The following is an 11,759-nucleotide window of genomic DNA, read 5'->3' as shown; positions in this document are numbered from 1 at the left end:
TCATCGAGACCTTCTACAACCGCCGCCGCCTGCGCAAGCACAAGATCTTCGGCTACCTCACACCGGCCGAAACCAGACAGCGGCACCAACACGCCGTCGCGGCATAACGAACGAGTGTCCAAGATCACAGGGGAACTTCACGTGAGTGCTCCCCCGAGTGATGCTTCGACTGTATGTGCAGGCAGTGACAGTGGAGTCCGACCGGCCACCACTGCCTCCACCACCGCCGCCCACCGCCGGTCGCCCCGCGCACGGGAGAGCCAGGGTCGGCGCCGATGGCGCCGACCCCGGCTCGAGGGGGTGAAGCGGCGGGTCAGTACTCGGTGGTGAGGGTGGCGCCGTTGAAGGCGGCCGCCGCGTGGAGGCTGATGTAGTTGGCGCCGGACGGCGGGTTGCTGATGGTCAGGGTGTGGGAGTTGCCGGGGCCGGTGGCGCGGTTGGTGTGCGCGCTGGTGGTGGCCCAGTTGCGGTTGCTGTAGTAGAGGTCGGCGTTGCCGGTGCCGCCGCTGACGGTGATCTTCAGCGTCTTGGTGCCGGCCGGGATGTTCAAGTAGTGGTAGGCGTAGTTGCCGGTCGTGGCGGAGAGGTTGCCACGACGGCAGTTTTTGCCCAGCACGCGCGTGTCGGATGCGGTGCACTCGCCGACGGTGGAGCCGCCGGTCACGGTGACCGTCCGGGTGGCGGTGGCCGTGGTGCCCTTGTCGTCGGTCACGGTCAGCCGGACGGTGTAGCTGCCGGCGGCGCTGTAGGTCTTGGCGGGGCTGGTCTGGGTGGAGGTGGTGCCGTCGCCGAAGTCCCAGGCGCGGGAGGCGATGGTGCCGTCGGCGTCGGTGGAGCGGTCGGTGAGCGTGACCGTCAGGTCCTTGACCGCGGCGGTGAACTCGGCGGTGGGGGCCTGGTTGCCCGGCTGGCCGCCGCCACCGCAGTCACCTGCGGCGCACGCCGCGAGCCAGGTCTTCCAGTCGCTGTCGTAGCGGGTTCCGACGGTGCTGGTGAGGTAGGTGCGGGCCGCGCTCCACTCGCCGGCGCGGTAGTGGGCGAGCACCTTGTCCAGGTCGGCGGGGTGCTTCTCCAGCATGTACCGCACGGCGAGGTAGCCCCAGCGGTAGACCCGGTTGGTGTCGTGGCTGTAGTCGGTGCTGAAGAGGGTGGACAGGGCGTAGGTGCCCTTGCCCGCCTCGGTCATCGCCGCGGTGTAGGGCTCCTCGCGGTAGTGGTAGGAGATGTACTCCGCGAAGCCCTCGACCCACCAGATGGTGGGAGTGGTCATGTTGTCGGCGAAGTCGCCGTGCATCGTGAAGCGGCCGTCGAGGTAGTGGGTGTACTCGTGGTTGAGGTTCCAGATGTGGAAGTCCGGCCGCAGCCACTCGGCCTCGTAGGCGATGAAGCGGGGCTGGTTGCCCACGACGGAGGGGTCGCCCTCCAGGTACATGCCGCCGTTGTTGGTGTCGATCCCGTACATGGCGCCGGCGTAGGTCTGGTAGTCGTCGCTGGAGTCGTAGGCGATCACCTCGATGGCGGTGTTGTTGTCGTCGGCGACCGGGCCGTTGTCCTTGGCGATCCGGTGGAAGTAGGCGTCCTGCTGGATGAGGCTGGTGCAGCTGGCGCTCAGCTCGGCGGACGTCATCTGCTGGGCCAGGATGCGGATGCTGGGGCTACAGGTGTGGCGGACCGGCAGGACCTCGCGCTTGAGGCGCTCCTGGAGGTCGCAGACGCCGTACGTGGCGCAGTTCGCCTTGTCGTAGTAGTCGGCCATCTCCGCTATGCCCACCCAGAGCGGGGCGGTGGGGCCGGTGATGGAGGTGTCCCGGAGCAGGGCGGTGACCAGCGGCCGGACCTTGCTCCGCAGGCTCGTGTGCTGGAGGAACCGGCCCAGTTCACGTCCGGCGTTGGAGGTCAGGTACGCGTGGTCGCCCTCCAGCAGGGAGAGGTGGTCGGCGGCGAAGCGGTGCAGCGAGTCGATGAGGCTCGGGTCCGACTCGACGGCGCTGACGAACGCGGGCACCTGGTGGCCCCGGAAGGTCACCGTGTAGACCTTGTTGAGCGCGGCGAGCATCCGTGAGGACGCGTTCCAGGAGGAGTCGTAGTCGGCCAGCATCCGCTTGACGACGGAGATGTACCGGGCGTTCTCCTGGGCGCTGTCGATCAGGACGACCGCCTCGGAGAGCGTGTCGCCGTTGGCGTCGGTGACGTCGCGCGAGCGGGGGCTGGCGAAGAACGCGTCGAGGCCCGAGCGGATCGCGGTCTGGAGGGTGGGGCCGTACGGTCCGACGACGTCCGGGTTGTACCACTGCACGTAGTACCCGGCGCGGAGGTACAGCACGAGCTGCAGGATGCCGGTGCTCCCGTCACCCGGGTAGGAGGCGGCGTTGTCGCGCAGCGCGTAGGCCACCGAGGTCATCTGGGCTTCTCGGAAAGCCAGTTGGGCGTTGCTGCCGGTCAGGCTGAACAGGGTGTTCACACAGTCCGTGGTGGACGCCCTGATGTGCCGGACCAGTTCGGCGCCGGTGCGGCCGGTGAATTCGGCCGGGTCGCACGCGGCGGCCGCCTTCGCCGAGGACTTCTGGCCCGCGCCCTGCTCCGACGGGGCGTCGTGCTCGCCGTAGGCCTCCTTGAGGGGGGACTTGTCGGCGCTCAGCGGGGGGAGCTGGGACACCTTCAACCGGTCCTTGGCCTGGTGGCCGGTGTCCGAGGTGGGGGACTGCTGCGCCTGCGGCGCGGGATCGGCCGACCCGGCGGGGCGGGACGACTGGGACGCGTTCGATGCCGTGGCGGCCGAGGGGGAGTTCGGCTGCGCCTGGGCCGGCTGCGCGAGCAGCGCGACGCTCATCGCCCCGGCCAGAGCCAGGGGCAGAACGGCACCCACACCTCGGCGGACGAGTGTGGTTCTCACGATTTTTCCTCCCATGAGGGATCGGAGGCACGCGCATGCGTGACCGATGGGATGTACAGGGCGTGGGGCAGGGGGTGTTGTCGTGCCGTGCTGTCGGCCGGACGGAATGGGGTCGATGTCCGGAGTTGACATGCCCACGCCCTGTGACATGTACAATGGCACAGGTCACACACCACTGGGAAGACATGTGGCCGAATCCGATACGACTTTCCGGTGAACACGGCCCGGCGGGGAGGGGTAGCCGGGGCGGAGGCGGCCCGGCGGGGAGGGGTAGCCGGCGGGCGGAGGCGGCCCGCCAGGCGTATGGCGGGCCGCCGGGATCTCCGGGCCTCTCAGCCCGTTTCGGGGAAGTGGCAGGCCGCCGTACGCGCGCCGGAGCCCACGACCTGGAGCAGCGGCCGCTCGGTACGGCACACGGCCTGCGCCTTGGGGCAGCGCGGATGGAAGCCGCAGCCGCTGGGCGGCGAGGCCGGGCTCGGCGGGTCGCCGAGCAGGAGGATCCGCTCCCGGCGGCGCTCCGCCGCGGGGTCGGGCAGCGGGACCGCCGAGAGCAGCGCCCGGGTATAGGGGTGCGCCGGCCTGTCGTACAGCTCGCGCTTGTCGCCGATCTCGACGATGCGGCCCAGGTACATCACCGCCACCCGGTCGCACGCCCGCTTCACGACGGACAGGTCGTGGGCGATGAAGAGGAACGACAGCCCCAGCTCGTCGCCCAGACGCTCCATCAGGTTCACGACCTGGGCCTGTACGGACACGTCGAGCGCGGAGACCGGCTCGTCGGCGACGATCAGGCGGGGGCCGGTCGCCAGGGCGCGGGCGATGCCGATGCGCTGGGCCTGGCCGCCGGAGAACTGATACGGGTGCCGGTCCAGGTGTTCGGAGCCCAGCCCCACCAGGTCGAGCAGTTCGGCGGCCCGGTCCCGGGCCGCCCCGACCGTGGCCCCCTGCACGAGCAGGGGTTCGGAGATGATCCGGGCGACGGTCTGCCGGGGGTTCAGGGAAGCGTGGGGGTCCTGGAAGATGATCTGGAGGTGCTGCCGGACCGGCCGCAGCTCGCGCTGGGACAGATGCGTGATGTCGCGGCCCTCGAACTCGACGCTCCCCGAGGTGGGTTCCAGCAGCCGGACCAGCATCCGGCCCGTGGTGGACTTGCCGCAGCCGGACTCTCCGACAAGACCCAGGGTCTCCCCCGCGGCCAGTTCCAGATCGACGCCGTCCACCGCGCGGACCGGAGCGGCGGCGCGGCCCAGGACGCGGCGGCCGGGGAACGTCTTGACCAGACCGCGTACGGACAGCAGGGGCGCGGCGCCACCCGCCGCAGAACTCACTTCTGTGGGTGGGGATTTGGAGAGTGTGGGTTTCATCGGGCCTCCTCGGCCGGTACGGGGGCCCCGCCGGGCGGGCCGGGGTGCGGGACGGTCGGGGCGGCCGGCAGGGGCAGGTGGCAGGCGACCAGCCGACCGCCGCCGGGCACGGCCACGGGGCGGGGGCTCTCCCCGGCGCAGCGGGCCCGCTCCGGGGCGGTGGCGGCGGCGGCCCTGGGGCAGCGCGGCTCGAAGGGGCAGCCGGATCTCGGCTCGGCGGGTGACGGCGGGGAGCCGGGGATCGCGCGCAGCGGCGCGTCGTCCGGGTCGTCCAGTCGGGGCAGGGAGTCCAGGAGGCCCCGGGTGTAGGGGTGCGCGGGGCTGTGGAAGAGCTCGTCCACCGGGGCCTGTTCGGCGCCGCGCCCGCCGTACATGACGAGCACCTCGTGGGCGACGCGGGCCACCACGCCCAGGTCGTGGGTGATCATCAGGACGCCCAGTCCGCGTTCCTGCTGGAGCCGGGCGATCAGTTCGAGGATCTGCGCCTGGACGGTGACGTCGAGCGCGGTGGTCGGCTCGTCGGCGACGAGGAGTTCGGGTTCGCAGGACAGGGCCATGGCGATCATGGCGCGCTGGCGCATGCCGCCGGAGAACTGGTGCGCGTACTCCCCGGCCCGGCGGGCCGGTTCGGGGATGCCGACCTCGCCGAGCATCTCCACGGCGCGTCTGCGCGCGACGCGCCGGCCGCTGCCGAAGTGGTGGCGGTGGGCCTCCGCGATCTGTTCGCCGACGGTGTACGCGGGGTGCAGCGCGGAGAGCGGGTCCTGGAAGACCATGGCCATCCGGCGGCCGCGCAGCCGGCCGAAGCGGCGGTCGTTCAGGCCGAGGAGTTCCTGTCCGGCGAGGGTGATCGATCCGCTCACGTGGGCCCGGCGGTGCAGGCCCATCACGGCGAGGGAGGTGACCGACTTGCCGGAGCCGGATTCGCCGACCAGACCCAGGGTGCGGCCGGCCTCCACGGTGAAGGAGACCCCGTCGACGGCCTGGACGGTTCCGGTGGGGGTGTCGAAGGCGACCCGCAGGTCGTGGACGCGCAGCAGGGGGAGGTCCGGTTCGGTGGTGGGCGGCACGTCAGTTCCTCACCCTCGGGTCGACGACGGCGTACAGGAGGTCGATGACGACGTTGGCCGCCACGATGAAGAAGGCGGCGAGCAGGGTGACGCCGAGCACGACGGGCTGGTCGGAGCGTTGCAGGGCGTCGTAGAAGAGCCTGCCGACGCCGGGGATGCCGAAGATGGACTCGGTGATGACCGCTCCGGCCAGCAGGGCGCCGAGGTCCATGCCGAAGAGCGTGAGGACCGGCATCATCGCGGACCGCAGTCCGTGTTTGACCACGACGGTCCGGGCGGGCAGGCCCTTGGCGCGGGCGGTCCTGATGTACGGCTGCGCCATCGTCTCGATCATCGAACTGCGGCTCTGGCGGGCGTACATGGCGGCGTAGAGCAGGGCCAGGGCGATCCAGGGCAGCAGCAGGTTGGCGGCCCAGGCGAGGGGGTCGTCGGTGAGCGGGACGTAGGCGGGGTAGGGCAGCAGACCGGTCAGCCGGACCAGGCCGTACAGGAGCATCACCGCGGTGAAGTAGACGGGCAGGGACGCGGTGGCGACCGCGCCCACCATCAGGGTGCGGTCGAGCAGCCCGCCCTTGCGCAGCGCGGCGGTGACTCCGGCGCTCAGCCCGAGCACCAGCCACAGGCCCGCAGCGCCGAAGGCCAGGGAGACGGAGACGGGCAGGCGGTCCATCAGCAGGTCCCACACCGGCAGCGCGTTCTCGTAGGAGTAGCCGAGGCAGGGGAAGCCGCACCGCAGCGCGTGAGGTCCGCTGCCCAGCTCGCGGCCGGCGAAGATCCCGACGAGGTAGTCGCCGAACTGCCGCCAGACGGGCTGGTCGAGGCCCATGAAGTGGCGTACTTCCGCCAGGCGCTCGGGGCTGCACGTCTTGCCGCAGGCGGCCGATGCCGGGTCGGCGGGCAGCAGGTAGAAGATGACGAAGGTGACGGCGCAGATGGCGAGCAGGACGCCGGCCACGCCGAGGAGTCTGCGGACCAGGTAGGCGATCACGAGCGTCCTCCCTGGGGGTCGAGGATGTCGCGCAGCGCGTCGCCGAGGACCGTGAAGGCGAGGACGGCGACGAAGAGGAAGACGCTGGGGACGATGAAGTACATGGGGTCCGTCTCGTAGTAGGCGACGGCCTCGGCGATCATCTGGCCCCAGGAGGGGGTGGGCGGGCGCACGCCCACCCCGAGGAAGCTGAGCGCCGCCTCCGTGCTGATCATTCCGGGGATCAGCAGCGTGGTGTACGCGATGACGGGTCCGGAGATGTTGGGCAGCACCTGCCGGGTGAGGATGCGCCAGGGTCCGCTGCCGCAGGCGCGGGCGGCCTCGACGAACTCGCGGTTGCGCAGGGAGAGCGCCTCGGCGCGCACCACGCGGGCGATGCCGGGCCAGCCGAAGACGCCGATGACGACGGTCATCAGCACGACCCGGTTGACGTCCTGGGCCACGGACATCATCGCGATCATGAAGATGAGTGAGGGGAAGGACATGGTGAGGTCCATCAGCCGGCTCAGTACGGTGTCGACGCGCCCGCCGAAGTAACCGGCGGCGATGCCCGCGGCGGTGCCGGTGACGACGACGATCGCGGTGGCGGCGAAGGCGATCAGCAGGGACACCTGCGCGCCGTGGACGACGCGGGCGAACAGGTCGCGGCCGGTGACCGGTTCGACGCCGAGCCAGTGTTCGGCGCTGATGCCGCCGAGGGCGCCGTGGGGCAGGCCGCCGAGGTAGGGGTCGATGGCGTCGGCGTCGAAGGCGGTGGGCGACCAGCCGCCCATGCGGCTGAGCAGGGGCGCGGTGAGGGCGACCAGGATCAGCAGGGCGGCGGCGATCAGGGCGGTCCGGCTGCCCCGGTCGCCCCACAGGCGGCGCCAGGTGGTCCGCCAGAGGGCGTCGGGCAGGGCGGGTGAGCCGGGTCCGCCGGATGCCGGGGCGTCGCCCGGTCCGGTGGCCGGGGCGGTGACGATGCTCATGGGAGTGCGTCCTCGTCCCCTCAGCCCTTGCTTCGGGACGGGTCCTTGAGACCGATCACGGCGAAGTCGAACTGACCGGTCCAGGAGGGGTGCCCGAAGGCTCCGGCGATGTTGTCGCCGACGAGCAGCGGCTTGCGCTCCCAGAGCAGGGGGACGGCGGGGGAGGTCCGCTGGATCTCCCGGTCGAGTGCGGCCCACGCCTTGTCGGCGGCGGTCGCGTCGGCCATCGCGGCGATCTCGTCCATGCGGCGCTCGACGGCCTTGTCGCGGAACTGGGAGACGTTGCCCTGGTTGCCCTTGGGCTTGATGGTGCGGCCGTCGAAGACGAACGGCAGGAAGGTGGCGGCGGACGGGTAGTCCGGGCACCACCCGCTGATGGCCATGTCGGGGGCGTTGGCGGTGTCGCCGATGGTGTCGTAGTAGACCGAGGGGTCGACGGTCTCGATCCGCAGCCGTATGCCGACCCGGGCCAGGCTCTGCTGGAGCGCCTCGGCACGGGTCTTGTCCCCGGTGGACACGGTGATCGTCGTGTCGAAGCCGTCGGCCCTGCCCGCCTCGGCGAGCAGCTTCTCGGCCTTCTTCACGTCACCGGTGGCGGGCCCGCCGTGGACCGGGGCGGCGGCACGGCCGCCGGTGAGGGACGGTGGCAGATAGGCGGTGGCGACGTCGTTGAGGGCGGGGCCGCCGTTGGCGGTCACCTGGGCCTCCTTGTCGACGGCGTACTGCATCGCCTGACGGAGCTTCGGGTCGTCGAACGGCGCCCGGGAGGTGTTCAGCGCGAGCATGTCCGTACAGCCGGTGCGCTCGGCGGAGAGCCGCTGCCGGATCTCCGGCTTCGGCAGGACCTTGGCGACGCTGGAGGGCTGGAGGTCGGACCACTCGACCGCGGAGGCGTCGACGCCCGCGCTCTCGATGATCCGGTCGTCGATCTGGCCGCCCTTGAGCCCCTGGATCACGACGATGCGGTCGGGGTAGGCCTTGCGCACCGGGTCGGTCGCCGCGTCCCAGTGGGTGTTGCGGACCAGCACCAGCTTCTTGCCGCGTGCGTAGCTCTCGATGCGGTACGGGCCGGAGGAGAAGGGCCGCAGGTCGTACTGGACGCCCTTCTCGCGGGACGCGGGCACGGGCGAGAAGGTGGGCAGCGTGACCGTGTAGGAGAACTCGGCGACGGGCCTGTTCAGCGAGAAGACGATGGTCCGGTCGTCGGGGGTGCGGATCGAGTCGAGGTGCTTGCCGTCCAGCGGGCCGGCGTACCCCTCGGCGTCGGCCAGGTAGCGCTGGGCGTAGTCGGGTCCGCCGGCGAGGTCGGGGGCGAAGGACCGTTCCACGTTGTACTTGATGTCGCGGGCCCGGATCGGGGTGCCGTCCTCGTAGACGAGGCCGGGCTTGAGGGTGAAGGTCCAGGTGCGGCCGCCGTCGGAGGATCTGCCGAGGTCGGTGGCGAGGTCGGGGACGATCTCGCTGCCCTTCTTCCCGGGTTCGGCGCGGAAGGTGGTCAGGGTGCGGTAGAGCAGCCGCGTGCCGAAGTCCATCGTCGGCATGACCCAGTTGCGGGCCGGGTCCAGGTGGGCGAAGTCCTGGTTGGACAGCACGGTCAGGGTGCCGCCCCGCTTCGGCGTGCCGCCGATGACGGTGCCGGTCGCCACACCGGGCTGTCGCTTGTCCGGGTCGCGGTCGTCACCTCCCTGGGTGGTGCAGGCGCCCAGCAGGGCCAGGGCGAGCGAGGTGCTCAGGGATGCGGACAGCATCCGGGTGCGACGGGACATGGGTGCACTCCTCGTACGGGGAAGGGTCGTGGCAGAAGCGGGGACGGGCCGGAGGACGGAAGCGGGAACGAGCCGGGAGGAAGGGGACGGCCCGGGGGCCCGGTGATCCGGGCGGCCGAGCGGCCCGGAGGGCGACTGCTTGCGGAAGGCGAAGCGGAGCGGGGGAAGAGATTGCGCCCGCATCCATGTGGTGTGACCCGTAACATAGTAATGTGAAATTGCACAGCCAAGGAGTGCGTCATCCCGTTACCGAAACGTGTCCGCGACGCGGACCGCCCAGCGGCCCGAAAGCGCCGCGGACACCGGGGCCGACGCACGCTCACCCGCCCGCCGCTACGGCATCCTCCCCGCCCTCGAAGACCCTCGAAGGAGACCCATGACCGCGGAGTCCCCGGCCCAAATACACACCGGCAGCCACGATCTGCCCGTCCCGGCCGCCTTGGACGCCTTCATGGCGACCGACTGGGCGCCGAGCCCCCTGCCCGCCGGCGCGCAGGTCCCCGGGCGCGCCCTGCTGCCGGACCGCCTGGAGCGGCTCTCGGCCCGCTTCCCGGGTGAGCGGCTCGTCATACCCGCCGGGACGCTCAAGGTCCGCTCGAACGACACCGACCACCGCTTCCGGCCGCACAGCGCCTACGCCTGGCTGACCGGGCTGACCGGCGAGGAGCAGCCCGGTCACGTCCTGGTCCTCGAACCCTCCGGGCCCCAGGGGCACGAGGCGGTGCTCCACATCCGCCCCCGCTCCCCCCGGAACACCAGCGACTTCTACCGCGACCGCCGCTACGGCGAGTTCTGGGTCGGCCGCCGCCCCGACCTGGACGAGACGGAGGCGCTGACCGGGCTGCGCTGCGCCCACCTCGACGACCTGGCCAAGCTCCTCACCGGCTCGCAGCCGCCGACCCGTCTGCTCGCCGGCGTCGACGCCCGGGTGGACGGCCTGCCGGCCGCCCGGTCCCACACCCCGGCGGGGGACGCCGAGCTGGACGCCGCGCTCGCCGAACTCCGGCTGCGCAAGGACACCTGGGAGGTCGCCCAGCTCCAACTGGCCGTCGACCACACCACGGCGGGCTTCGAGGACGTCGCGCGCGCCCTGCCCGACGCCCTGCGCCACCCCCGGGGCGAGCGGTGGATCGAGGGCGTGTTCCAGCTGCGCGCCCGGAGCGAGGGCAACGGCACGGGGTACGAGACCATCGCGGCGGCGGGCGCGCACGCCTGCGTCCTGCACTGGATCCGCAACGACGGACCGCTCGACCCGTCCCAACTGCTCCTGCTCGACGCGGGAGTGGAGACCGACACCCTCTACACCGCCGACATCACCCGCACCCTGCCGCTGTCGGGCCGCTTCTCGCCGGCCCAACGCGACGTCTACGAACTGGTGCTGGCCGCACAGGAAGCCGCCATCGGCGTCCTGCGTCCCGGGGCCCGCTTCCGGGACTTCCACCGCGAGGCCATGCGGGTCATCGCCGAGGGACTGCACGCGTGGGGCATCCTGCCGGTTTCGCCCGAGGAGGCGCTCGCCGACGACAGCGGCCTGTACCGCCGCTACACCCTGTGCAGCAGCGGGCACATGCTCGGACTCGACGTGCACGACTGCGCGCGGGCCCGCGCGGAGACCTATCTCGACGGGGTACTGGAGGAGGGCCACGTCCTGACCGTCGAACCCGGGCTCTACCTCCAGCCGGACGACGAGACGCTGCCGCCCGAACTGCGCGGCATGGGCGTGCGGATCGAGGACGACCTGGTGATCACCGCGGACGGGGCGAAACTGCTCTCCGGCGCGCTGCCCCGTACGGTCGACGGCGTCGAGGAGTGGATGGCCCGCCTCCTGAACAGCTGACAGCGCTGGCCTCTGGCCTCTGACCTCTGACCTCTGACCGATGAGGCACCGCGCAACGTGACATTGTATAGTGCGGTGCCACATCTTTGAAGGGGAACGCATGAGTGAGCTGAAGTCCCGCAAACTCATCTCGGTGCAGGAGCATCTGCGCGACCAGGTCGCCAACGCGCTGCGTGCCGCGCTGATCGCGGGGGAACTCCAGCCCGGCGTGATCTACTCGGCGCCCACGCTCGCCGCCGAGTACGGCGTCTCCGCCACGCCCGTGCGCGAGGCCATGCTGGATCTGGCCCGCGAGGGCCTGGTGGAGGCGGTGCGCAACAAGGGGTTCCGCGTCACCGAACTCTCCGAGCGCGACCTGGACGAGTACACCGAGATCCGCGCCCTCATCGAGATCCCCACCATCGGCCGCGTGACCCGCACCGCCTCCCGCGAGCAGTTGGAGGCGGTGCGTCCGGTGGCCGAGGAGATCGTGACCGCCGCGCAGGGCGGCGACCTGATCGCCTACCTGGAGTCGGACCGCCGTTTCCACCTCGACCTGCTCGCCCTCGCGGGGAACGCGCGCCTGGTGGAGACCGTGGCCGACCTGCGCAAACGCTCCCGGCTCTACGGGCTCACCGACCTGTCCCAGGAGGGGTCGCTGGTGGGCTCGGCGCGGGAGCACACCGCTCTCCTGGACATCATGATCGCGGGGGACGCGGAGGGGGCCGAGGAGCACATGCGCCGCCATCTCGCGCATGTGCGGACCCTGTGGGCGGACCGGAAGCGGGAGGCCGAACGCGCCGCCCCGCCGCGCAAGCTCGGCGCACGCTGACGCGACCTGCGGTCGGGGCCCCGCACGGTGACGCCGGAGTCGGTGCGGGGCGGCGTGCGTTG

At 71.5% G+C, this 11,759-nt stretch carries 8 protein-coding genes; 2 read left to right on the top strand and 6 right to left on the bottom strand.

From position 1 onward, the window contains the following. Positions 1-313 precede the first annotated feature (313 nt). From ACH4RG_RS36380 to ACH4RG_RS36355, 6 genes are all read right to left on the bottom strand, one after another. Entirely contained in the window at positions 314-2,830 is a 2,517-nt protein-coding gene (locus ACH4RG_RS36380) for a collagenase (protein WP_398540924.1), read from the bottom strand. Between the two features lie 395 nt (positions 2,831-3,225). Further along, positions 3,226-4,257, bottom strand: coding sequence for an ABC transporter ATP-binding protein (locus ACH4RG_RS36375; protein WP_398540923.1), 1,032 nt, complete (start codon positions 4,255-4,257; stop codon positions 3,226-3,228). After that, on the bottom strand, positions 4,254-5,327 hold the full coding sequence (locus tag ACH4RG_RS36370) for an ABC transporter ATP-binding protein (RefSeq protein ID WP_398540922.1): 1,074 nt from the start codon (positions 5,325-5,327) through the stop codon (positions 4,254-4,256). The genes ACH4RG_RS36375 and ACH4RG_RS36370 overlap by 4 nt, the downstream gene beginning before the upstream one ends. 1 nt (position 5,328) lies before the next feature. Further along, positions 5,329-6,315, bottom strand: a complete 987-nt coding sequence (locus ACH4RG_RS36365; protein WP_397932724.1) for an ABC transporter permease — start codon at positions 6,313-6,315, stop codon at positions 5,329-5,331. Next, the gene (locus ACH4RG_RS36360) at positions 6,312-7,283 is read right to left on the bottom strand and encodes an ABC transporter permease (RefSeq protein ID WP_398540921.1); all 972 of its coding nucleotides are present in this window, start codon (positions 7,281-7,283) and stop codon (positions 6,312-6,314) included. Before ACH4RG_RS36360 ends, ACH4RG_RS36365 begins: the two co-directional genes overlap by 4 nt. 20 nt (positions 7,284-7,303) lie before the next feature. Continuing rightward, positions 7,304-9,049 (bottom strand): ABC transporter substrate-binding protein, encoded by a 1,746-nt coding sequence (locus ACH4RG_RS36355; protein ID WP_397932722.1) that lies wholly within the window; start codon positions 9,047-9,049, stop codon positions 7,304-7,306. Positions 9,050-9,425: 376 nt separating this feature from the next. Here ACH4RG_RS36355 and ACH4RG_RS36350 point away from each other — a divergent pair, with 376 nt between their 5' ends. Both ACH4RG_RS36350 and ACH4RG_RS36345 read left to right on the top strand, forming a co-directional pair. Then, positions 9,426-10,886, top strand: a complete 1,461-nt coding sequence (locus ACH4RG_RS36350; protein ID WP_398540920.1) for an aminopeptidase P family protein — start codon at positions 9,426-9,428, stop codon at positions 10,884-10,886. A 100-nt stretch (positions 10,887-10,986) separates the two neighbouring features. Further along, positions 10,987-11,697, top strand: a complete 711-nt coding sequence (locus ACH4RG_RS36345; protein WP_018957032.1) for a GntR family transcriptional regulator — start codon at positions 10,987-10,989, stop codon at positions 11,695-11,697. Positions 11,698-11,759 lie beyond the last annotated feature (62 nt).

The organism is Streptomyces sp. NPDC021019 (genome assembly GCF_044333295.1).
GTDB lineage: Bacteria > Actinomycetota > Actinomycetes > Streptomycetales > Streptomycetaceae > Streptomyces.
Note: the sequence above shows the minus strand (reverse complement) of the source record. Positions and strands in the feature narration are given on the sequence as shown.